Origin of the sequence: Micromonospora sp. NBC_00860 (assembly GCF_045207375.1) — a bacterium.
Taxonomy (GTDB): Bacteria; Actinomycetota; Actinomycetes; order Mycobacteriales; family Micromonosporaceae; genus Micromonospora; species Micromonospora vinacea.
Map to the genome: position 1 here is coordinate 4,126,418 of NZ_CP108825.1, position 21,917 is coordinate 4,148,334.

22 protein-coding genes are annotated in these 21,917 nt (G+C 69.3%); 11 read left to right on the forward strand and 11 right to left on the reverse strand.

The annotated features are described in order from the left end of the window. Window positions 1-140 precede the first annotated feature (140 nt). A complete protein-coding gene (locus OH804_RS18800) occupies window positions 141-1,616 on the forward strand; it encodes an arabinofuranosidase catalytic domain-containing protein (protein WP_406058461.1) in 1,476 nt (491 codons plus the stop codon). Window positions 1,617-1,870: 254 nt separating this feature from the next. Here the strand turns inward: OH804_RS18800 and OH804_RS18805 are convergent, their stop codons facing one another. Next, window positions 1,871-2,818: an alpha/beta fold hydrolase gene (locus OH804_RS18805; protein ID WP_406058463.1), complete on the reverse strand. Its 948-nt coding sequence runs from the start codon at window positions 2,816-2,818 to the stop codon at window positions 1,871-1,873. A gap of 261 nt (window positions 2,819-3,079) precedes the next feature. Here OH804_RS18805 and OH804_RS18810 point away from each other — a divergent pair, with 261 nt between their 5' ends. Together OH804_RS18810 and OH804_RS18815 are read left to right on the forward strand one after the other, a co-directional pair. Continuing rightward, entirely contained in the window at window positions 3,080-3,676 is a 597-nt protein-coding gene (locus OH804_RS18810) for a VanZ family protein (protein ID WP_406058465.1), read from the forward strand. 29 nt (window positions 3,677-3,705) lie between these two features. Then, entirely contained in the window at window positions 3,706-4,659 is a 954-nt protein-coding gene (locus OH804_RS18815; RefSeq protein ID WP_406058467.1) for a hypothetical protein, read from the forward strand. 7 nt (window positions 4,660-4,666) lie between these two features. Here OH804_RS18815 and OH804_RS18820 read toward each other — a convergent pair whose 3' ends face one another. From OH804_RS18820 to OH804_RS18835, 4 genes are read right to left on the reverse strand one after another with little or no spacing between them, the layout of a single operon-like run. Further along, window positions 4,667-5,446: a MerR family transcriptional regulator gene (locus OH804_RS18820; protein ID WP_406058469.1), complete on the reverse strand. Its 780-nt coding sequence runs from the start codon at window positions 5,444-5,446 to the stop codon at window positions 4,667-4,669. Window positions 5,447-5,491: 45 nt separating this feature from the next. Continuing rightward, complete coding sequence (locus OH804_RS18825; protein WP_406058471.1) at window positions 5,492-6,253, reverse strand: ABC transporter permease; 762 nt, start codon at window positions 6,251-6,253, stop codon at window positions 5,492-5,494. Next, the gene (locus OH804_RS18830; protein WP_406058473.1) at window positions 6,250-7,047 is read right to left on the reverse strand and encodes an ABC transporter ATP-binding protein; all 798 of its coding nucleotides are present in this window, start codon (window positions 7,045-7,047) and stop codon (window positions 6,250-6,252) included. Before OH804_RS18830 ends, OH804_RS18825 begins: the two co-directional genes overlap by 4 nt. A 56-nt stretch (window positions 7,048-7,103) precedes the next feature. Beyond that, on the reverse strand, window positions 7,104-7,583 hold the full coding sequence (locus OH804_RS18835) for a MarR family winged helix-turn-helix transcriptional regulator (RefSeq protein ID WP_196921888.1): 480 nt from the start codon (window positions 7,581-7,583) through the stop codon (window positions 7,104-7,106). Between the two features lie 102 nt (window positions 7,584-7,685). Here OH804_RS18835 and OH804_RS18840 point away from each other — a divergent pair, with 102 nt between their 5' ends. Continuing rightward, entirely contained in the window at window positions 7,686-8,567 is an 882-nt protein-coding gene (locus OH804_RS18840; protein WP_406058475.1) for an NmrA/HSCARG family protein, read from the forward strand. Between the two features lie 108 nt (window positions 8,568-8,675). Beyond that, window positions 8,676-10,130 (forward strand): alkaline phosphatase PhoX, encoded by a 1,455-nt coding sequence (locus OH804_RS18845; RefSeq protein WP_406058477.1) that lies wholly within the window; start codon window positions 8,676-8,678, stop codon window positions 10,128-10,130. Window positions 10,131-10,172: 42 nt separating this feature from the next. On the opposite strand, the gene OH804_RS18850 is transcribed toward OH804_RS18845, so the two are convergent. Together OH804_RS18850 and OH804_RS18855 are read right to left on the reverse strand one after the other, a co-directional pair. Next, window positions 10,173-10,295, reverse strand: coding sequence for a hypothetical protein (locus OH804_RS18850; protein WP_269215278.1), 123 nt, complete (start codon window positions 10,293-10,295; stop codon window positions 10,173-10,175). Between the two features lie 107 nt (window positions 10,296-10,402). Beyond that, window positions 10,403-13,093 carry an RICIN domain-containing protein gene (locus tag OH804_RS18855; RefSeq protein ID WP_406058479.1) on the reverse strand — a complete coding sequence of 897 codons (2,691 nt, stop codon included), beginning with the start codon at window positions 13,091-13,093 and terminating at the stop codon, window positions 10,403-10,405. Between the two features lie 558 nt (window positions 13,094-13,651). Here OH804_RS18855 and OH804_RS18860 point away from each other — a divergent pair. Further along, window positions 13,652-14,713 (forward strand): LacI family DNA-binding transcriptional regulator, encoded by a 1,062-nt coding sequence (locus OH804_RS18860; protein WP_406058481.1) that lies wholly within the window; start codon window positions 13,652-13,654, stop codon window positions 14,711-14,713. On the opposite strand, the gene OH804_RS18865 is transcribed toward OH804_RS18860, so the two are convergent. Further along, window positions 14,710-15,126: a VOC family protein gene (locus OH804_RS18865; RefSeq protein ID WP_406058483.1), complete on the reverse strand. Its 417-nt coding sequence runs from the start codon at window positions 15,124-15,126 to the stop codon at window positions 14,710-14,712. The two genes, OH804_RS18860 and OH804_RS18865, sit on opposite strands and share 4 nt — an antisense overlap. A gap of 89 nt (window positions 15,127-15,215) precedes the next feature. Then, window positions 15,216-15,590: a cupin domain-containing protein gene (locus OH804_RS18870; RefSeq protein ID WP_406058485.1), complete on the reverse strand. Its 375-nt coding sequence runs from the start codon at window positions 15,588-15,590 to the stop codon at window positions 15,216-15,218. Window positions 15,591-15,777: 187 nt separating this feature from the next. Here OH804_RS18870 and OH804_RS18875 point away from each other — a divergent pair, with 187 nt between their 5' ends. Further along, entirely contained in the window at window positions 15,778-16,293 is a 516-nt protein-coding gene (locus OH804_RS18875) for a GNAT family N-acetyltransferase (protein WP_406058487.1), read from the forward strand. Window positions 16,294-16,325: 32 nt separating this feature from the next. On the opposite strand, the gene OH804_RS18880 is transcribed toward OH804_RS18875, so the two are convergent. Continuing rightward, a complete protein-coding gene (locus tag OH804_RS18880) occupies window positions 16,326-16,823 on the reverse strand; it encodes a YcxB family protein (protein WP_406058489.1) in 498 nt (165 codons plus the stop codon). A 21-nt stretch (window positions 16,824-16,844) separates the two neighbouring features. Between OH804_RS18880 and OH804_RS18885 the strand changes: the two genes are divergently transcribed. The 4 genes from OH804_RS18885 (at window position 16,845) to OH804_RS18900 (ending at window position 20,784) form a co-directional block, all read left to right on the forward strand. Beyond that, entirely contained in the window at window positions 16,845-17,795 is a 951-nt protein-coding gene (locus tag OH804_RS18885; protein ID WP_406058492.1) for a PaaX family transcriptional regulator C-terminal domain-containing protein, read from the forward strand. A 246-nt stretch (window positions 17,796-18,041) separates the two neighbouring features. After that, window positions 18,042-19,235 carry a cellulose binding domain-containing protein gene (locus OH804_RS18890; protein ID WP_406058494.1) on the forward strand — a complete coding sequence of 398 codons (1,194 nt, stop codon included), beginning with the start codon at window positions 18,042-18,044 and terminating at the stop codon, window positions 19,233-19,235. 86 nt (window positions 19,236-19,321) lie between these two features. After that, window positions 19,322-19,912 carry a DinB family protein gene (locus tag OH804_RS18895; RefSeq protein WP_196921880.1) on the forward strand — a complete coding sequence of 197 codons (591 nt, stop codon included), beginning with the start codon at window positions 19,322-19,324 and terminating at the stop codon, window positions 19,910-19,912. Further along, the gene (locus OH804_RS18900) at window positions 19,909-20,784 is read left to right on the forward strand and encodes a DUF4253 domain-containing protein (RefSeq protein ID WP_406058497.1); all 876 of its coding nucleotides are present in this window, start codon (window positions 19,909-19,911) and stop codon (window positions 20,782-20,784) included. The genes OH804_RS18895 and OH804_RS18900 overlap by 4 nt, the downstream gene beginning before the upstream one ends. A gap of 26 nt (window positions 20,785-20,810) precedes the next feature. On the opposite strand, the gene OH804_RS18905 is transcribed toward OH804_RS18900, so the two are convergent. Next, entirely contained in the window at window positions 20,811-21,848 is a 1,038-nt protein-coding gene (locus OH804_RS18905; RefSeq protein ID WP_406058499.1) for a serine hydrolase domain-containing protein, read from the reverse strand. Window positions 21,849-21,917 lie beyond the last annotated feature (69 nt).

Here is a 21,917-nt window from a genome sequence, read left to right on the forward strand (position 1 = left end):
CCGTCCCCAGGCTCATCGATCGATGACCAACACGTGCCAACTAGCGCCAATAGATGGACGACCATTAATGTCACAGGTATGACGTGTGACGTCAATTCCTCCGCCACACCCCACCCCCACACAGCACGGGAAAGGATCCGATGAATGCGAGGAGAAAGCTGGGCCGCCTGATGGCCGCCGCCGGGACCCTGGTGGTCCTCGTCGCCGGCGCCGGCGTCTACGTGGTCTCGGACGCGCCGGGCATCGCCCACGCCGCCGGCACCGGTCCGTGTGACATCTACGCCTCCGGCGGCACGCCGTGCGTGGCCGCGCACAGCACCACCCGCGCGCTGTACGGCGCGTACAACGGCCCGCTCTACCAGGTCCGACGATCGTCGGACAACACCACCCGCGACGTCGGTGTGCTCAGCGAGGGCGGCTACGCCAACGCCGCCACCCAGGACACGTTCTGCGCCAACACCAACTGCGTCATCACGATCATCTACGACCAGTCCGGCCGCAACAACCGCCTCACCCAGGCACCCCCCGGCTACTTCGTCGGCCCCGCTCCCGGCGGATTCGACAACCTCGCCGACGCGAAGGCCGCGCCGGTCACCGTCGGCGGGCAGAAGGCGTACGGCGTCTACATCGCCCCCGGCACCGGCTACCGCAACAACAACACCAACGGCGTCGCGACCGGCGACCAGCCCGAGGGCATCTACGCGGTCGTCGACGGCACGCACTACAACCAGTGGTGCTGCTTCGACTACGGCAACGCGCAGACAAACAACCTCGCAGACGAACGCGCCATCATGGAGACGGTCTACTTCGGCGCCAACAAGCAGTGGGGCTACGGGGCGGGAGCCGGCCCCTGGATCATGGCCGACCTGGAGTGGGGGCTGTTCTCCGGAGTCAACGCGGGCTACAACAACATCGCGTCGATCAACCACCGCTTCGTCACCGCGATGGTCAAGGGCGAGCCGAACCACTGGGCGATCCGGGGCGGCAACGCCCAGTCGGGCAGCCTGACGACCTACTTCGACGGGCCACGCCCCAACGGCTACCACCCGATGAAGAAGGAGGGCGCGATCCTGCTCGGCATCGGCGGCGACAACAGCATCACCGGCCGCGGCACCTTCTTCGAAGGCGTGTTGACGTCGGGCTACCCGACGGCGGCCACCGAGAACGCCGTCCAGGCCAACATCAACGCCGCCGCCTACGCGCCGGCCGGCGGTGGCAACCCACAACAGAACGTCCAGGTCGTCGGCGCCCAGTCCAACCGCTGCATCGACGTACCCAACGGCAGCACCACAAACGGCACCCAGGTCCAACTCTGGGACTGCGTCGGCAACACCGCACAGCGCTGGACCTACACCGCCGGCAAACAACTCCAGGTGTACGGCAACAAGTGCCTCGACGCCAACGGCCAGGGCACCATCAACGGCACCCAGGCCATCATCTGGGACTGCCACGGCGGCACCAACCAACAGTGGAACCTCAACTCCAACGGCACCATCACCGGCGTCCAGTCCGGGCTCTGCCTCGACGCCAACGGCGCCGCCACCGCCAACGGCACCAAGCTCATCCTCTGGGCCTGCAACGGGGGCACCAACCAGCGGTGGTCCACCCGCAGCTGACCCACCGCCGGATCGGTCGTCGTGCCGCCCCCGCAGCGCCGCCGGGGGCGGCACGACCATGAGTTACCTGGCGGCCTGCACCGTGCGCTCGGCTGGCCCGCCCTGTCGATCTGCCGGCAACGTCGGATATCAGAACCACCGGAATAGGGTGACCTCGTCGCAGATCGGCTTGAGGGCGTCGCGAAGAGTGGCGCGCCGGGGCAGCGCCGGTCAACCAGGCTCGCCGGTCCTGTCAGCCGTCGGCCCGATGGCCTTTACTTGACGGTGGCGGTCATCTGTTCGATTTCCTTGAGCACCAGGGCGGGCTTGTCCTGGGGAACGTCGTGCGAGCTTCCGTCGGCGATGACGAGTGTGCGGTCGGGCCCCGCCTTGGTGAACGCCGCTGCCGCGTCGCGCCAGGCCTGAGCGTCCTGCGGAGATCCATCGAAGGGCGTCTTGTCCGACACGATATAGATGACGGGGACGCCGTCGGGCCAGGAGACCTTGTGGTACGCCTGGTGCGTGGGACCGAAGTTGTCGGCCGTGGCGATGAGCTGGCGGTTCGCCTTCGTCGACGGCGCCTTCTTGAGCTCTTCGATCTGCGGCGCGGTTAGCGCGACGAGGCGTTGGGTCTGGGTGTCGGTGAAGAATTGCGGCACGTTGGCATCGATGAGCACCGCCCCGGAGACAACGCCGGGGTTCGCGAGGACGAAGTAGTGGGCCACCTCTCCTGCCTGCGAGTGGCCCGCGAGGACCACGTTCTGGGTGGCGCCGAGTTCACGCAGACCGGCCTGCAGGTCGGAGGCGGCGGCCTTGGGGTCCCATGGGCCCTTCACCTCCTCGCTGGCGCCCAGACCGGCCCGGTCGTAGGTGATGATCTGCGATCCGGTGGCCTGCGACAGCTGCGGCACCAGGGCATCCCAGTACGAGGAGTCCTCGCCACCGCCGGCGTCCAGCACGATGGTGGGAGAATTTCCGGGCGTGACGTGGAAGGCAAGCTGATGCCCGTTGTTGGCGATCATATGCAAGCCCGCTGCGGGGGCCGCACCTGCCGGGCCGGCCGCGCTTGTCGAGGTCGAGGGAACCGCGGCTACCGAACTGGCCGCGGGCGCGGCCTTCGGCGCCGCCGAGTCATCACACCCGGCGACTGCCGCTATCACGGCGACGGGAAGGACGAGGGCCAGGGCAGCCCGATGGAACCGGGAGATCTTCTGCGTGGTCATGGAAATGAGCTTCCACGGTTTCTGGATCTTGCTCGATCCTGCTACCCCCCAGTCGGGTTGGTAGTTACCCCTACCCTCGCCAGGGGCACGGTCACCGGCCCAGCCGCCAGCACCGATGAACGGGGCGGCGATCAGCGCGATCGCCCCGAGCGCCCGCTCCGGTGGCCGCTCGGCGAGCGTGTGGGTGCGGTGCCACGAACGGGCGATCGCCCGCCGCCCGGGCCGGGTAGGTTTCGGGGCTGGGCGAAAAGCGGGGGTCGCATGGTCAAGGGTTGGCACGGCTGGCTCGGCACGTTCAACGGCGTCGTCCTCATCACGGCGATCGTCCTGCCGTTGGCCGCCCTTGCGATGTGGGCCCTGGCGCGCCGCCGACGTGCCGCCGGCGCCAGGTCGGCGTGGCGGACGTCGCTGGCCGACGTCGGCATCGTCTACGGCACGGTCCCCTGGGTCTGGATTATCATGTTGCCGGGTGAGCAGGCCGGCACCGTCTCCGGCCGCGTGACACTGGTGCCGCTGCGCGACCTGCTCACGATCTTCTCCGACGGGGGTCCGGTGACGGCGACGTTCCAGGTCGTCGGCAACCTGCTGGTCTTCGCGGCCCTGGGGTTCTTTGCCCCGCTGCGGTTCACGGCGCTGGCATCGGTGCCTCGGATCCTGGCGCTCGCGGCTGGCTGCTCGGTCCTGGTCGAGACCGCCCAGTACGTCCTGCGGCTGGACCGGGTGTCGTCGGTGGACGACGTCCTGCTCAACGCCGCGGGCGCCGGGCTGGCGGCACTGGCGTCCCGTCGCTGGTGGCGCGACACAGCCGACACGTCCACTGATCGTCGACCTCAGCCGGCCGGGGCAGCGGGACGCTGAGCGTCGGAGGGAAGAGCTAGCATCCGCTCGTGATCGAGGAGTTGATCAGGAGAGCGGCGGACGAGGACGACGACGCGATCGAGGAGTTGAGCGAGATCGCCGCCGCCGATCCACAGAGGCTGTCGCCGTACCACGGGGCGCTGCTCGACCTCGACCTGCTGTGGCCGGCGACGTTGTACCGAGCGGCGGGCGCCGAGGTGGTCGGCCGGGTCATCGAACAGGTCGACGACGGGCGGACGCCGGACCGACTCAACCATCTACTCCTCATCCTGGCCCACAGCGCTCACCCACTCGCCGAGGACGCCCTGCGTCGCTGGTCGACGCGCCCACCAGCCGGCGCGGACGACCTGCACGTGGGGGTGCTGACCTACGCGGCCGAGGGCGGTTGGACGATCGGCCCGGACGGCAACCGACGGGACCTGTGCGCTGACGTCGCGTACCGGTGGGTCATGCGGGACGCGCCCGCACCGGCGGACCGCACCGCCTGCCCCTGGTGCGCGTCCCCGCTCTGGGTCGCCGCCGACCTCGACACCACCGACCCCGCCGTCGGCGCCGCGCTGGCCCACGCCGGCTGGTCCGGCCGCCTGGTCATCGAGACCTGCCACTTCTGCGCCTGCTACACGACCTTGTACAGCCGGGTCACACCGTCCGGTGCCACCACCTGGTGGGCCGACAACACCCGGCCGAGCTACCTGGGCGGCGACGCCGGACCGGAGGACCCGCCGACGCTGCTCCCGGTTGCGGGGCCGGCGCTGGCGAGCCCGTACCAGGCCAGCGCCTGGAACCGGGGCGGCTCCACCCTGGGCGGCCGACCGGACTGGATCCAGGACGCCGAGCACGCCGACTGCCCCGGGTGCGGGGAGCCGATGGACTACCTGGGTCTGATCGGCGGCGCGGACCTGGACGAGGTCGGCGAGGGTGCCTACTACCTGCACCTGCACCAGCCGTGCGGGTTCGCCGCTGTGAACTACCAACAGAGCTGACAGTCGATCAGGTGGGCGACTCTGCCAGCCGCTCCAGCCGGGCCAGACCATCCCAGCCGCGCTCGCGCATCAAATCCAGCAGTCGCTCCACCCGCGGGTCCGCCTCGACGGCCAGCGCGTCCAGCAGGTCGAACGGTAGATCGTCCTTTGCCACCTCGCCGAGGTCGACCTCACCAGAGCGGTACGCCTGCTCGGCGAGGCTGGCCAGAATGTCGGCGGCCTCCACCAGACGCGCGTCGTCGCCGGTGTCGCTTTCGAAGATCTCCGACAGGATCCGATAGAGCCGGATGAGTTGCGGGTCGTCGAGCTGCGCGGTCTTACTGGGCATCCATTCGCGGACGCGACCGGGCCAGCGAGCCGACATCAGGATCCAGCCGTCCCGCTCACCCGCCACCACCCGCTCGGAGACGCCAATGTCCCGGAGCCGGTCGAGGTAGGTGATCACCTCTGGTGCGAGCGCCAGACGATCCCCGGCGGCGAGTTGCGCGATCTGCTTCCGGCTGGTCTCCAGTCGTGCGATCTCGTCGCCCAGTTGCCTGTCGATCTCCTCGACCGCGGCCGCGAAGTTCGACGCGTCGGCCTCCAGCATCTGACCGATCTGGGACAGCGGCACGCCGGCGTTGGCGAGAATCCGGATCCTGATGAGGGACACCACCGCCCCCGCGTTGTACCGCCGGTAGCCCGAGGCGTCCCGTTCGGGCTCCGGCAGCAGGCCGATCTGGTGGTAGTGCCGTACCGCCCGCACCGTGACGCCGGCGTACGCCGCGAGTTGACTGATCGTCAGCATGGTCTGATCCTGCCCTCACAGTGCGCGGCCCCGGTCGACAGCGGGTCAGGAGATCTTGCGGCGGTAGGTCAGGTTGGCGAACAGGTAGGCCACCACGAGGATGCCGACGCACCAGGCCAGGGCGGTCCAGATGCCCGACCCGATCGGTTTCTGCGCGAAGAGGTCTCGGATCGCGTTGACGATGGCGGTCACCGGCTGGTGCTCGGCGAAGGCGCGCACCGGGCCGGGCATCGACGCGGTGGGCACGAAGGCAGAGCTGACGAACGGCAGGAAGACCAACGGGTACGAGAACGCGCTCGCACCATCCACGGACTGGGCGGTGAGGCCGGGGATGATGGCGATCCAGGTGAGCGCCAGGGTGAACAGCACCAGGATGCCGGCGACGGCGAGCCAGCCCAGCACGCTCGTGCCGGTGCGGAAGCCCATGAGCAGGGCGACGAGGACGACGACGACGAGCGAGATCAGGTTGGCGACCAGCGAGGTCAGCACGTGCGCCCAGAGCATCGAGGACCGTGCGATCGGCATGGACTGGAACCGTTCGAAGATGCCGCCCTGCATGTCGAGGAAGAGCCGGAAGGCGGTGTACGAGATTCCCGAGGCGATCGTGATGAGCAGGATGCCGGGCAGCAGATAGTTCACGTACGAGTCGGCACCGGTCTCGATGGCGCCGCCGAAGACGTAGACGAACAGCAGCATGAAGGCGATCGGCATGACCGCCGTCGTGATGATCGTGTCCGGGCTGCGGGCGATGTGGCGCAGCGAGCGTCCCAGGAGGACGGTGGTGTCGCCGAGGAAGTTCCTGTTCATCGTTGTTCCTTCTCCGTCTTGGCGCCGACGAGGGTGAGGAAGACGTCCTCGAGGGTGGGCTGCTTCTCGACGTACTCGACCTCGGCGGGCGGCAGGAGCTGCTTGAGCTCACCGAGGGTGCCGTTCACGATGATGCGTCCCTCGTGGAGGATCGCGATCCGGTCGGCGAGTTGTTCGGCCTCGTCGAGGTACTGGGTGGTGAGCAGCACCGTGGTGCCACCCCGGGCGAGTTCCTTGATCGCCTGCCACACCTCGATGCGCGCCTCTGGGTCCAGCCCGGTCGTCGGCTCGTCGAGGAAGATGACCGGCGGGTTCCCGATCAGGCTCATCGCGATGTCGAGGCGGCGGCGCATTCCGCCGGAGTACGTCCGCACCCTCCGGGTGCCCGCCTCGGTCAGCGAGAAGCGCCTCAGCAGGTCGTCCGCGATCGAACCGGGCTCCCTGAGGTGCCGCAGCCGGGCGACCAGGACCAGGTTCTCCCGCCCGGTGAGGATCTCGTCGACCGCCGCGAACTGCCCGGTGAGACTGATCGACTGCCGTACGTCGGCGGCCTGGGTCGCCACGTCGAAGCCGGCGACCCGGGCCGTGCCGCCGTCGGCTTTGAGGAGCGTGGCCAGGATCCTCACCACCGTGGTCTTGCCGGCACCGTTCGAGCCGAGCAGGGCGAAGATGCTGCCCCGCGCCACGTCGATGTCGACGCCGCGCAGCACCTTCAGTTGCTTGAACGACTTCTCCAGGCCGTGCACGTGGATCGCGGGTTGCTCGGCCTGAGCCGTCGGGTGCGAATTGCTCATGCCGGCAGCATGGAGGGTTGACGCAGCGTCAAGGTCAAGCCCGCGGGCCGCCTGTCTCAGTCGGGCTTCGGTTGGGACCGCAGGCGACGCATCTGGGTGTGGCTGAGGTCGTGCGCTCGGTTCATGTGGCGGGTGATCACCTCCAGCTCCTCGTCGGTGTGCTCGTCGAGGAGTTCCTGCCAGGACTGGCCGAGGTCGTCCCAGACCGCTGTGACCCGGTCGAGGCGGTCTGGCACCGGGGTGACCAGCACCCGGCGCCGGTCCTTCTGATCGGGCGTCCGTTTGACGTAGCCGCCGCGTTCGAGCCGGTCGACCAAGCGGGTGGCCGACCCCGTGGTCAGGCCGGTCATCTCGGCGATCTCTCGGACCGTGGGCGGCGCGGAGGCCGCCGAGAGCAGGCTCAGGAACTGCACGTCGGTCGGGTGGAGCCCCAGGTGGTCGGCGATGGCCTGGTTGAACAGGACGTACGCGGCCAGATAGCGCCGGGACGCCATCGACAACTCCTCGAACAACCGGGTCCGGCGCTTCGCCGTCATCCGCATCACATCCCAACTAGTTGCGTGACGCAGCGGTTCGCCATAATCTGCTGCGTGACGCAGTTAATGCGTTACGCAGCTATATTACCTCTCGGAGGACCCATGCTCACCATCGCCGTCACCGGCGCCACCGGGGCCCAGGGCGGTGCCACGGCCCGCGCCCTGCTGACCGCCGACCACCGGGTACGCGCCATCACCCGCCATCCCACCTCGCCGGCCGCCGAAGCCCTGCGTGACCTCGGCGCCGAGGTGCGCCAGGCCGACTTCGACGACCGAACGTCCGTCGACGCCGCGCTCGCCGGAGCCGACTCGCTCTTCGCTGTCACCACACCGTTCGGCACCGACCTCGCCACCGAGGTCCGGCAGGGCAGGACCCTCGTCGACGCCGCGGCGGCCGCCGGCCTCGGCCACCTCGTGTTGACCACCGTCGCACACGCCGACCGCGACACCGGCGTCCCGCACTACGAGAGCAAACACCTGGTCGAGCAGCACCTGCGCACCTCGACGGTGCCCTGGACGGTCATCGCGCCGGCCGCCTTCATGGACAACTACGCCAGTGGCTGGACGCTCGACGGCCTGGGCAGGGGTAGCTTCGCCTGGCCGATGCCCGCGGACCGGCCGCTCGCCCTCATCCCGGCGGTCGACATCGGCGCCTTCGCCGCGCTGGTCCTCCAGCGCTCGGGCGAATTCGTCGGCCGCCGCATCGACATCGCCTCCGACGAACGCACACCCGCCCAGCTGGCCGAGATCCTCACCGATGCCATCGGCCGCCCAATCACCCACGTGCAGGTGCCGCTGGCCCAGGTTCGACGGCGGTCCACCGACCTGGCGGCCATGTTCGACTACTTCAGCACCGTGGGCCTGACCGTCGACGTCGCCGCGCTGCGCCGCGACCACCCAAAGGTCGGCTGGCACAGCTTCGCCGACTGGGCCGCCGCCCAGGACTGGCCCGCACTGCTGCCCGCGACGCCCGCGCGACCCTGACTCTTCACTCCGATGTCACCGCCCGATCCCACCGGTGACGTGTCGCTGTCCGCCCGAAGGAGTTGGCTGCCAGTCGTCGCACTACGTCTTGACCAGGAGTTGATCCGCGTGCCTTCCTCTCGCCGTACCTTCCTCGCTGGCGGCGCCGCCGCTGGCGTCGGCCTTGCCGTCGCTGGCGGCCTGCCGTCCCTGGCCCAGGCCAGCCCGGCCCGGCCGCACCCGCCGGTGAAGCCCGGCAACGTGCCCTTCCCGCCGCTCGTGGACGACCCCAAGGGAATCCTGGCCCTGCCCAAGGGCTTCAGCTACACAGTGGTCACCCGGACCGGCGTCACCCGACTCGACCGCGGCCAGGGCACCACCCCGTCCGACCACGACGGCATGGCCGTCTACGACGCCGGCCACGGCCGGTACACCCTGATCCAGAACCACGAGATCGACCCGGGCGCCGAGTTCGGCGTGCCGCACGTCAAGGGAACGGTCTACGACGCGGGCGCCGTCGACGCCGGCGGTTGCACCGTGATCAAGACCGACCTCGCGGGCCGCAACCTGGGTGAGTTCGTGGCGCTCTCCGGCACCATCTCCAACTGCGCCGGCGGGCCGACCCCCTGGGGCACCTGGCTGACCTGCGAGGAGACCGAGGACCGGGCCGGCGACACGTGGGAAGAGGGGGGCCGGTCCGGCGTCTACCAGAAGGACCACGGCTACGTCTTCGAGGTGTGGGCCGACGGCAGCGCCGACCCGAAGCCGATCAAGTGCCTGGGACGCTACTCCCACGAGGCGCTGGCCGTCGACAAGGACCGCACCCGGATCTACCTCTCCGAGGACGCCGACGAGCCCAACGGCCTCTTCTACCGCTGGACGGCGCCACACGGCGTCAAGCTGGGCCCGGGCGTGCTCACCCGCCTCGCACCGAACGCCGGTGTCCTCGCCGCGATGCAGATCATCATGGATGACGGTTCGGTGCTGCCGGACGTCGCGTACCTGACCTCCGCCCAGCTGGGCCGCCCCTTCCCGGTCCGGTGGATCGAGGTGCCGGACCGCGACGCGCGCACCAAGTCGGTACGCGAGCAGTTCGCCGACGGCCAGGTCACCCGCGGACGCAAGTTCGAGGGCGTGTGGGCCACCGACGAGGGCGTGTACGTGGTCAACTCGTACGCCTGGGACGAGGGTGACCTGCCGGCGGACGCGGCGCCGCACGACGGAATGGTCTGGTTCTACAACTACAGGAACCAGACCATCCAGCTGGTGACGTACTTCCCGCACCAGACCGCCTCCGAGGAGGGTACGCCGGTCAAGTACACCGACCTCACCTTCGACGGCCCGGACAACGTGACCGTCACCCCGTGGGGAAGCCTCGTGCTCGCCGAGGACGGCACTGGCGCCTCGCACGTGCTCAGCACGATCCCGGGTGGGCCCACCTACGCGATCGCCCGCAACCAGCTCAACGACTCGGAGTTCTGCGGGCCGACCTTCAGCGCGGACGGCAAGGTGCTCTTCGTCAACATGCAGGACCCGGGCCTCACCCTGGCCATCACCGGTCCGTGGGAGAAGTACCTGGGCTGAGCGAGCCCACACTGGGGGCCAGGCGATTTCGCCTGGCCCCCATCAGGTTCGGCCGCCCGACTGGGTCAGCGGGACGGCGATCGACGCCAGCCACGGGTACGGATAGTTGAGGTCCGGGGCCGACACCCGGTCGAGTTCGCGTAGGCCGTCCTGCGGGATGGTCACCGATTGGATCGCGGCCGATTCGGGGGCACAAACCGTGCCCCCGAATCGGCGCGACAATCGGCAGCTCGTTACCGGCGGCCGAACTTGACACTCACCTCTGCCACTGGTCAGGCGGGTACGAACTGCCATTGCTGGTTGGTCCCGCTGTTGGCGGTCCACTGGACGACCTGCGCGCCGTCGCTGGTGGAGGCGGCGTAGACGTCGGCTGCCAGTCCGCTGCTGCGGCTGACGATGGTGTAGTAGCCGTTACCGGTGGGCCGCAGGTACCACGACTGGTTGGTGCCGCCGTTGGCCGACCACTGCTGCAGTTGTAGGCCCTGCGTGGTGCTGCCGGCGTTGACGTCGAGCATTTTTCCGGAGGCGGTGTAGCGCAGGGTGTAGGCGTCCTGGGTGGTGCTGATCGTCCAGGTGGGGGTGCCGCTCTGCTGGACCGCCTTGGCGCCGTCGGCGGTGGAGTTGCCGGCGATGGCGAGGGGTTTGCCGCTGTTGCGGTTGACGATGCGGTAGGTGCCGGGCGTCGGTCCGGTTCCGCCGCTTCCACTGAGGTTGAGGTACTCGACCGCGTCGGTGAAGACGGTGCTGCCGGACTTCGTGGTCGACAGCTGCAGGTACACGCGGCTGCCGGTGGCGGGGGCGGTGAAGGACACCGGTTGGGTGACCCGTGAGCCGAGCGGGATGGTCAGGTTGCTGCCGCCGGACGCGACGACCGCGCCGGTCGGGCTGTCGAGCCGGGCGGTCCAGGCGAAGTTCACCGAGGTGTTGGTGAAGTCGTCGTTGAACACGGTGATGTTGCGGGTCACCGTGGCGTTGCGGGCGTAGCTGGGCACGGCCTGCGGCAGCGGGAAGCTGCCGTTCGAGTCCGAGTTGCCGGAGGCGGACCAGTACGGGAGGTCGACCGCGGCCACCGGGTTGAACGCCGCCTGCACGCGCTGGATCTGCGGGTTGCTCCACGGGTCGGGCAGATTGTCGACGCCGTAGATCGGGTGACCACCCTCCTCCGGGGTGAAGTCGGTGCTCCGCACGCCGGGCACGACGCTGGCCCAGGCGGACAGCAGCGTGTACGGACGCAGGTCGGTGGCGCCCTTGCCGCGCTTGGCCAGGGTTGCCGTGGCGAACCACTCGAAGCCTTGCTTGTTGTTGCAGGCCGGCCAGATGTACTCGCCCTCACCGTCGGGCCGCCCGTTCACGGTGATCAGGCCCTCCCCGTACCTGCCGAAGCCGTCGACGTAGTGCGGGATCACCGCGAAGTTGGCGTACGTCATCCCGGGATACAGGCTGACATTCCCGCCGACGCCCACCTCGACAATGATCGGCCGGGTGCCGTCGGCGCCGTTCATCGCCGCGTACAGGTCCTTTTCGAACTGTTCGGAATCCTGGCCGCTCTGGTTCGGCTCGTTGTTCTGACTCCAGCGGATGATCGCGGGGTGGTTGCGGTCGCGCAGGACCAGCGCACGGGCGTGGTTGATCATGTTGTCGCGCCCGACGGAGTTCTGCCACTCCTGCGAGGATTGGGAGCCGCGAATCGCGACCTCGTCGATGATCATCAGGCCCATCTCGTCGGCGACATCCAACATGTATGGGCTCCCGGGCTCCTGGTGGATGCGCACCACGTTGTAGTTCAGCCGCTGGTAGTTGTCCACCGCCTGCGGCCAGCCGCCGTTGCCGGACGACGGGGGCAGGAAGCCGGGCAGGGTGTGGTACGCGTCGCCCTTGCCGCCGTTGTTGATCCGGTCGTAGTCGGCACCCTGGAGGTTGTCGCCGCGGAAGTTCGCGCGCACGCCGTTGAGGTAGTAGTTGTCACCGTTCTGGGTGGCCTCCCGGAACCCGAACCGGTAATCGGCGTCGCTCGTCCGGCCGTCGTCGGTGACGGCATGCACCGTCAGCCCGTGCAGCTGCGCCCGGTACCCCGACCGGTACGGCACGTTGGGCCACCAGTACGAGGTGCTGTCGAGGTTCCACGCGACCGGCCCGACGGTCACGGTCACGGTCGAGCGGGCCGCCACGGTGACCGTACGGCTGGGCAGTGCCGGGTAGTTGAAAGCCGTTCCGTTGTTGGACGACAGCGACCCGGTCAACGTCACCGACCGGGAACTGCCCGACGTGTTCCGCACCGTCACGTCGTAGGTCAGCGTCTTGTTCGCCACCGACGTACGCACGAATGTGTCGCTGACATACACCGCCGGGTACACCCGCAGGAACGCGGACCCGAAGATCCCCTGCGGTATCGCCTCGGACCACGTGGCGGCGTCGGGCACCAGGTACCGGCCGTTGGATGCCTTCAACGCGCCGCGGCCCTTCACGTTCACTGTGATCGTGTGGGTGGTGCCGGGCGCCGCGTATGCGCTGATGTCGAAGTTCGACGGGGTGAACGCCGTCGTCTGGGTGGCGACCACGCGGCCGTCGACCGACAGTGTCGCCTGGTGGTTGACGGCGCCGAACTCGATCCAGGTCGACTGCGGCTGCCCCGAGTCCGGCACGGTGATGCTGCGCGAGTACACCGCCTCGTTCACGTCGGTGAAGCCCTGCTTGTACCAGCCGCCACCGGGTACCGCGATCGTAGTCGCCGCCCGACCCGCGGGCGTGAAGTTCCACGTCCCGGCCAGGTCGACCGAGGCGATCGCGGCGTTCCCGGCCGCCACACCGTCAACACCAGCGGCCGCGGCACTCTGCGTCGCGACCGGCGCGGCCAGGGCCGACCCGTGGATCGCCAGGGCCACGCTCGCGGCGACCACGGCTACGGCCAGCCCTCCAGCCGCTGCCGGCAACCAGCCGCGCCAGCGGGCGTTCGAACGATGCATGCCAACCTCCTGTGACTCATCCGCCAGCTCCACGACACCGGTTCAGCGCACAGCCTCTAGGCCGAGACTCGAACCGATTCGACGAATCTGCCGGCGTCGCCGACCACCCGGGAAGGGTGACTACGGCCCAATACATAGATATGTATTAATGGGTGCATCGAGCGTTAAGTCAAGGTTTCAGGACGGTTACTTCCTGCTCCTGACGCCTCGCAGGCTCCGAGCGGCCACTGATGAGTACGACCCTTCCGGAGTGCTGGGGCATCGCGCTCAGGCATTCCGTGTCGCCGGCCCACCGACACCGCGCCGATCGATAGCGAATCGATTCGCCTCTGCAGCAGCCGGCCGCGTGACTCGTCGAAGGCGTGGACAGCACTGCGGTCCTCGGCGAAGTCGGCGGGCGGCCCCGCCTGACCTGTTTCGAAGCTGCGGTTAGGGTGTTGGCGAGGAGCGCGCTTCGCCGGCGTCAGGGGCGGGTTACGGGATCTTGATGGCGAGTTTCTGACTGCGTAGACATGACTGCGCAATCATACAGGACTATGGCCGGCGATGGGAGGTGCCGTGACGCGACTGGCGAGGCCGGGTGGAAGCCCTCCGACGCCGCGCAGCGTGGACGTCGCGCGGCTGGCCGGCGTCTCCCAGAAGACGGTGTCCAGGGTCCTCAACGACGAGCCGTATGTCTCGGCCGACGTGCGCCGGCGGGTCCTGGACGCCGCCGCGGAGCTCGGCTACCGGCGCAACCAGGCGGCCCGGGCGCTGGCCTCCGGGCGGACCCGGTCGATCGGCGTGGTAACGCTCGGCAGCGCCTTGTACGGGCCGGCGTCGTGGCTCTTGGGCATCGAGCGGGCGGTCCGGAAGGTGGGCTACACGCTGCAGGTGGCCACCACGATCGAGGGCGACCCGGGCGGCATCGCGAGCGCCCTGGCGTCGCTGCTGGACCAGGGCGTGGACGGCGTCGTCATCTCCGAGCCGATCGACGAGGGCGTCGGCCTCATCAGCGTCGACGTGCCGGTCCTGGTCCTCGGCGCGCCGCCCACCTTCACCGCGCCGCAGGTGGTGACCGCCAGGGTCGGCGCGGGCCGGCTCGCGCGGGCCGCGACCGAGCACCTGCTGGAGTTGGGGCACGCGACCGTCCATCACCTGGCCGGCCCGCAGCGGTGGTATTCGGCACGGGACCGTCTCGCCGGCTGGCGCGAGGCGCTGCGAGCCCACGGCGCGGACGAGCCGCCGGTCGTCGAGGGCGACTGGTCGGCCGCGTCCGGCTACGCGGCGGGCCGGGAACTGGCCGGCGACGGCACCGTGACCGCGGTGTTCGCCGCAAACGACGACATGGCGATCGGTCTCATCCGCGCGCAGCTCGAGGCCGGGCGCCGGGTGCCCGAGGACATCAGCGTCGTCGGGTTCGACGACATCCCGGTCGCCGCCTACGTCACTCCCCCGCTCACCACCGTGCGGCAGCCGTTCGACGAGGTCGCGCGGCAGGGCCTCGCGCTGCTGGTACAGGTCATCGAGAAGCCGGACGCCGAGCTTCCACCGGCGCCCGACCAACCGGTCGAGCTCGTCGTCCGCAGCTCGACGGCGCCACCACCGCCCCGGCCGATCCCGGGACATGGCCGCCACTAGTCGAGACAGAACTCGTTGCCCTCGACGTCCTGCATGTTGAGGCACGACTCGTTCTCGCCGTCGGCGAGCAACAACTGCCCGCGTACCGCGCCGAGCGGGATCAGCCGCGCGCATTCGGCCTCAAGGACGGCCAGGCGCTCCTCGCCAACCAGCCCGGCGCCGACCCGCACGTCGAGGTGCACCCGGTTCTTGACGACCTTGCCCTCGGGCACCCGCTGGAAGTACAGGCGCGGGCCCACCCCCGACGGGTCACTGCACGCGAACCACGAACCCTGCTCGGAACTGACATCGTCCCAGGTGGCGACCCCCTCCGGGGGCGGCGGCGGGACGTACCCCAACACCTCACACCAAAAACGGCCGACGCGCACAGGCTCGGCGCAGTCGAAAGTCACTTGTACCTGCTTGACCGACATCCGCTCACCTTACGAGTCGCGCTACCGCCGCTGTCCTCGTACCCCGGGGCTAGGAGGTGACACGCTGGCCACGGCCGGCCGTGGAGATCTCACTCCACCTTGGTGAGGAGTGGTTTCCCCTTCTCGACGACGTACGTGGCCAGTTCGACAGCGATACCGTCGCCAACGTTGCGGGCCTGGTGGTGCACACCGTATGGGACCGTGAGCGCATCGCCGGGGTTGCACACCATGGGTGGCTGCCCCTCAAGCCGATATTCGAGCGTTCCCTGCAGAACGCAGATGATTTCCTCGCCCGGGTGGAAGTGCTTGAACGGCGGCGAATCCGGCGTGAACTCCACCCGAGTCTGGATGACCTCCCGCCCCGGAATGCTGAGGTCGTGCCGTTGCAGATCAATCCGCCACAACCCTGGAGCCGACTCCACCGCTGTGGGGCTGATCCCCTCGGGTCGATTCGTGCTACTCATGACGGCCTCCTGTGAGCCGTCGGGCCGACGGCCACTACTCGGATTGGTGCATCCCCGTCGAGGATAGGTAGCCGCAGACGATCAGGGGCGGGGATGCCGACACGGAGGTTCGATTCCGCGAAGCCGGCCTGTGCCGGGCGCGTAATTCGGCTTGTGCTGTTTCCTGAGGGCTGCTTCGCTGTTGCCCGTGACCGAGCTTCGTACGCCTCGACTGCGTCTGTACCCCATCGACACCGCAGAGGGTGAACGCATCGTCGGGCGACGCCCCGGGGCCGGGGATGACTGGGCCGAGGACTTCCCTTTCGACGGCGACGTCCTCGGCGTGCGGGGCTTTCTCGCCGCCACCGCCGCCTACGGCGACCGACGTCCGTTCGGGCACTACCGGATCACCCGCGCCGCCGACGGCAAGGCCATCGGAGGAATCGGCTTCAAGGGTCAGCCGGAGGACGGACGCATCGAGGTCGGTTACGGTCTCGCCCCGTCAGCCCGGGGAAACGGCTACGCGGCGGAGGCGCTCGCCTCCCTGCTCGACCTCGCGACCGTACACGGACTGTCCCGCGTCGTCGCCGAGACCACCGGCGACAACGTCGCCTCCCGGCGGACCCTCGAACGTGCCGGCTTCCGGCACACCGGCACCGACGATGAGCTCTACCAGTACGAGGTACTCCTCGGTGCCCCTTCGCGACCGACTCGGACGCGGTAGTCCGATCCCCCGGCGGCCTGCGGCAGCCGGGTTCACCGATGGGGCAGCAGCCCTCGTTCGGTCATGTGGGCGCGCAACGTCTCGGCATCCTCGGCGGACATCAGCCAGCGCGGGATCACGGTCGCGGGCATCCGGCCGACGTACACGACCCAGAAGTCTCCGGCGTCCCGCACCTGGGCAACCCCGTCCCAGGCGATGCCGCCGGACTCCGAGCCGCTGCGCATCATGATGTTGTCGTCGGTGATGTCGTAGGCGCCCTCGACGGCGTAGCTACCGGAACGGCGCCGGGCGCGAGCCAGCACCCACGGCCGGTACAGCATCGACAGCACGCCGGCCACGAGCAGCGCGGTCCACAGCGGCGAACTCCGCTCGCCCCACCCGAATCCCTGCGAGACGACGAGGCCGATGACCCCGACCGCCGTCAGGACCGCCCCGATGTAGCCGAATCTGCGGAGCCGAGCGTTGCCGAGCGCAGCGGCCACCCGGCCCGGGTAGGCGGGATCGGCGGGGACGTCAAAACGGATGTGCACGCCAGAACGATAGTGCCTCCGGTGCGGCAGTCTGATGAGGTGAACGCCGACGACGTCCGAGTGCCCCGGGCCCAGGCCGGGTCCAGCCCGCAGCACCTGCTGACGACAGTGCTCGGCGAGTACCTCGACTCCTCGGATGCCGACCTGCCGTCGGCGGCGGTCATCGCGATCCTGCGGGAGTTCGGGATCAGCGAGTCCAGTGCCCGTGCCGCGCTGTCTCGGCTGGTCAAGCGTGGTCTCATCGCGACGCGGAGAAAGGGGCGGTCGCCGGTCTACCACCTCACGCCGCAGGCGATCGCCAGGCACCGCTCCCGGATGCGACATTTCCTGAACTTCGGCTCCCGACCGACGCCGTGGACCGGCGAATGGGTGCAGGCGTCCTTCTCCGTTCCGAGCGCCGGCCAGGCGTCCCGTCATGCGCTCCGCAGGTCGTTGACCGCGCTGGGCTTCGTGGGCCTGTACGACAGTGTGTGGATCCGGCCGGGATCCGAAGCGACACCGGTGAAGGAGGCGCTGCGCGAGCTGCTGCACCACGTCGAGGGTGCTCGGTGGTCCGTCATGCGGGTCCGGTTCGACGAGGAGGCAGGGCCACACGGGCCGGCCTCCGCGTACGACCTGTCCAGTCTCGCCTCCGCGTACTCGAGCTTCATCGAGCAGTACGCGGAGCTGCGGGCAGCCGCGCGCAACGGGGAGGTGGACCCGGCCCGGGCGCTGGTGGCTCGGACCTCCGCGATGGATTCCTGGCGGAAGTTCGCGGACGTCGACCCGGACCTCCCCCCGCACCTACTGCCGGAGACCTGGCCTCGCCAGGAGGCCAGGGAGACTTTCCTGGACATCCACACCGCGCTCGGCTCGCTCGCTCAGGCGCGTCTGGTCGAGGTGGCAACTCCGCACTGGTCGGATGCCGCCTCGTGGATCACCCACTTCCAGGCTTCGCGGAACCCCGCGCGCCCGGAGCCGACCAGACATTGACACTTTTCGTTGCGGCGGTGATAGTAACTGCACACAGCTCCCATCGGAGCGCCTGTTGGGACCGCGGCCGGGCGGTCGCCGGCGCTGAATGAGCGGGCAGTGGCGACCGAGGGCACGGCCGCCACCCAGGCCGCGACGCGCCCACGTCGACCAGACCCGTGGCCAGCGCTGACCACTCTCGTCGGGGCGCGAGTGACACCACCGCCACCGCGGGGAGCGCCACCGTGACTGTTCCTGGAGGGTGCAATGAGAAGGCGAGCAAAGATCTACGCGGGGCTGACGGCCGCCATCGTCCCGGTCACCTCCGTGATCATGGCGCTCGGCGGGACACCGGCGTCCGCCGCCATCGGCGGTTCCGGCCCCTACCCCGCCGACTACGAAACCTCGGCCACCCTGGCCAATCACACGATCTTCCGCCCCCAGACCCTCCCGTCGGAACGCCTGCCCATCGTCGTGTGGGGCAACGGCGGCTGCTCGGCCAACGGCCTCTCCCAGGGCAACTTCCTCCGCGAGATCGCCTCCCACGGCTTTCTCGCCATCGCCAACGGCGCCCCGAACGGGTCCGGCTCCACCACCTCCCAGATGCTCACACAGTCCATCGACTGGGCGGTCGCGGAGAACTCCCGGCAGGGCAGCAAGTACTACAACAAGATCGACACGAGCAAGGTCGCCGTCGCCGGCTTCTCCTGCGGAGGCCTGGAGGCGTACGCCGTCTCGAACGACCCGCGCGTCACGACGACCGGCATCTTCAGCAGCGGGCTGCTCAACGACGCCGACGACTACCAGCTCAGGAGACTGACCAAGCCGATCGCCTACTTCGTCGGCGGGCCGAGCGACATCGCCTACCCGAACGCCATGGACGACTGGGGCAAGCTGCCCGCCGGCCTGCCCGCCTTCATGGGCAACCTGAACGTCGGGCACGGCGGCACCTACGACCAGGCCAACGGCGGCGAGTTCGGCCGGGTGGCGACGCTCTACCTCAAGTGGCGCCTGAAGGGCGACGCCACCGCCGGCCGCAATTTCGTCGGCGCCGACTGCGGTCTGTGCCGCAGCCAGTGGAGCGTCCAGCAGAAGAACCTGACGCTCGACGACGGCACGCCGCCGCCCACCACCCCGCCTCCCACCACACCGCCCCCGACCGGTACCCCCGGCTGTACCGCTGTCTACTCCGTCCAGGACCAGTGGAACGGCGGATTCGTCGCCAACGTCAGCGTCACCGCGGGAACCACAGCGCTGACCGGCTGGCGGGTCACCCTCACCCTGCCGAGCGGCGCGTCGGTCAGCTCGCTCTGGAACGGGGTCGGCAGCGGCACCAGCGGGACCATCACGGTCGCCAACCAGAGCTACAACGGGCGACTGGCCGCAGGTCAGGCCACCAGCTTCGGCTTCCAGGGCACCGGCAGCGGCAGCGGAACCACAGCGAGTTGCACCGGTAGCTGACGTCCCGGGGCAGATCGAGTCGTTCGGCGGGCCGGTGCCCTGGCACCGGTCCGCCGAGGCTCGGCGGATAGGGGAGACTGGCGCGCATGGCTGATCTGAGCGATGCGAAGACCGCGCTGCATGAATACCTCCGGGAGAACCGCGAAGACCTCATCTGGAAGCTCGACGGTCTCAGCGAACGCGAGGTCAGGCTGCCCCGTACGGCGACCGGCAACAACCTGCTGGGCGCACTCAAGCACTGCCTCAATGTCGAAGCCGGCTACTTCGGGCCCACCTTCGGCCGAGAGTTCCCGACACCCGACGAACTGGTCCCCATGGCCGCGTTCGACGAGGACCCGCAGGCAGACTGGTACGCCCGCGAGGACGAGACGAAGGACGGGCTGATCGACCTGTATCGCCGGGTCGGCGCGTTCGCCGACCAGACGATCGACCAGCTACCGCTGGATGCGCCGGGGCAGGTGCCGTGGTGGCGGCCGGGTCGGCAGGACGTGACCCTACAACGGATCATCATCCACGTGACCTGCGATATCGCCCGGCACGCCGGGCACGCCGACATCATGCGTGAACAGCACGACGCGGCGATCGGCCTCCGGCAGAACAACACCAACATCCCCGACGAGTACGACTGGCCGGCGTACGTCAGCAAGCTGACGAAGCTCGCCGACCAGTTCGGATGATCGGAAAAGCTGCCAGCGCGAGCGGCGACCTCGACCAGATCGAAGCGGCTTTCCTGGGTACGCCACTGGCCGGCCTGCCGATCGGGTACGGCCCGTCGGGCACCGTCCTCGTCACCGACGTCGACCCCGACCGTCTCCACGAGGTCTGGCAGGCCGCCGAGGCACTGGTTCCGGTCACCGGGCACCGGCCCGTCATGGTCAGCGACGACTTCGACGACGCGCTGACGATCCGGTCCGAGCCCGAGCAGGGTCCGTCGGAGTCGGAGCTGCGTGCGTTCGCCGAGGCGGCGGCATCGTCCGAACCCTGGTTGACCTTCCGCCACTACGGCGAGGACCAACAGGTCGACGAGGATGAGATCGAGTTCTGGGCGCGTGGCACGACCGGCGTCGACCTGACCGATCTGGCGTCGGATGTGGCACTACCGACGCCGCGGCCGGTGCTGGCGCGGGTGCTGTACGACCGGCTGCTCACCGACGCCGACCTGCACGCCCAGGTGCTTGGCAACGTGCGGCTCGTGACGCAGACCGACTACTGGTATACGCCGGACAGCGTCCTGCTCATGTTGCTGCCCACCAGCGACGTCCGCAGCTCGGCGTACTGGCTGGACTTTTTCGGTGCGCTCACCGAGGAGGATCGGCAGGGGCTCGCCGAAGTGCTGGCGCAGTGGCGTCACCGGTGGGACGCCCGCCTTGTCGCATCGTGGGGCACCATGCTGCAGTTTCAGGTGGGTCGTCGCCCGACGCCGGGTGACGAGGCGTGGGCTGCCGCCGGTCAGCTCAAGGCCCTCGCTCCGAACCTCGAACTGAGCCGGTGGGAGGTCGCCGTCGCCCTACCGGCCGGCGACGCGTGGTTCGTCCACAACCGGCCCTGACCACCCGACGACGCGGCCCTACCCGACTATTCCGCTTGCTCGACGACGGTATGAGAAACCTCGCGGATCAGGTCGAGCGGTTCCTCGGTCCAGTGGGAGACGAGGACGAGCTCCCGGGCCGGATCGACCCACAGCAGGTGTCGTCCGCCGTTGCCCCGGGCGCTGCGGCCGGTCGCCGGTGCCCCGGGCCACGGCACCTGCTCATCGTTGAGCCACCACAGATAGCCGTACTCCCGCTTGACCGGGCACGGAGCCCAGGACTGGTCAACCCACTCGGCGCTCAGCAGTCGGGTCCCGGCACGGGTCCCCCGGTCCAGGAAGAGCTGCCCGATCAGGGCCAGGTCCCGGGCGGGGACGATCAGTCCCCCGCCCCAGTGCGCGCCGCCGGAGACCACCTCGACCCGGCGGCCGTCGAGGTCGACGACGCTCGTCCGGTACCCGTGCCACGACCACCGGTCCGAGGCACCCAGCGGGTCCATGATCCGCTCCCGCAGCACCTCCGGCAGCGACCGGCGAAACAGCAGCGTCAGCGCGTACGCGAGCAGGTTCATCCGTACGTCGTTGTACGCCCACCCCTGGCCCGGGGGTGTGCCGTGCACCTCGGTCCGCTCGCGGAAGCTCTGCGCGTCGACGCTCGTCGGCTTGCCCCACAGCTCGCCGTCCCACTGACTCGACTGCTGCAGCAGATGGCGCCAGGTGATCTGCTCGTTGTGCGGCCCCCGGAACTCGGGAACGTCGACGACCTGGTGCACCGGTTGGTCCGGCACCAACAGCCCGTCGTCGAAGGCCAGGCCGGCCACCACCGACACGACCGACTTGGTGACGCTGAACGCCATCTCCGGGACGTCCGGGTCGCCCCAGGCCGCGACCTCCCGACCCCCGACCCGGACCACACCACTGGCTCCACTGGCGGCAAGCAGCGGGCCGACCACCTCGCGGTGACTCACGTCGGAGACCTGTGCCGCCCGGTAGGTCTCGATGTCGGCCGCGTCTGTCGTCCACCGGGCGCCGAACTCCCGGACGACCCGCTCCAGCCGCTGCTGATCCACCGACACGTGACCCATGCCCAGCAGTCTCCAACACCCCCGCCACCGGCAGGCCGAGCCGTGACCAGCCACATAGGATCGGGCGAC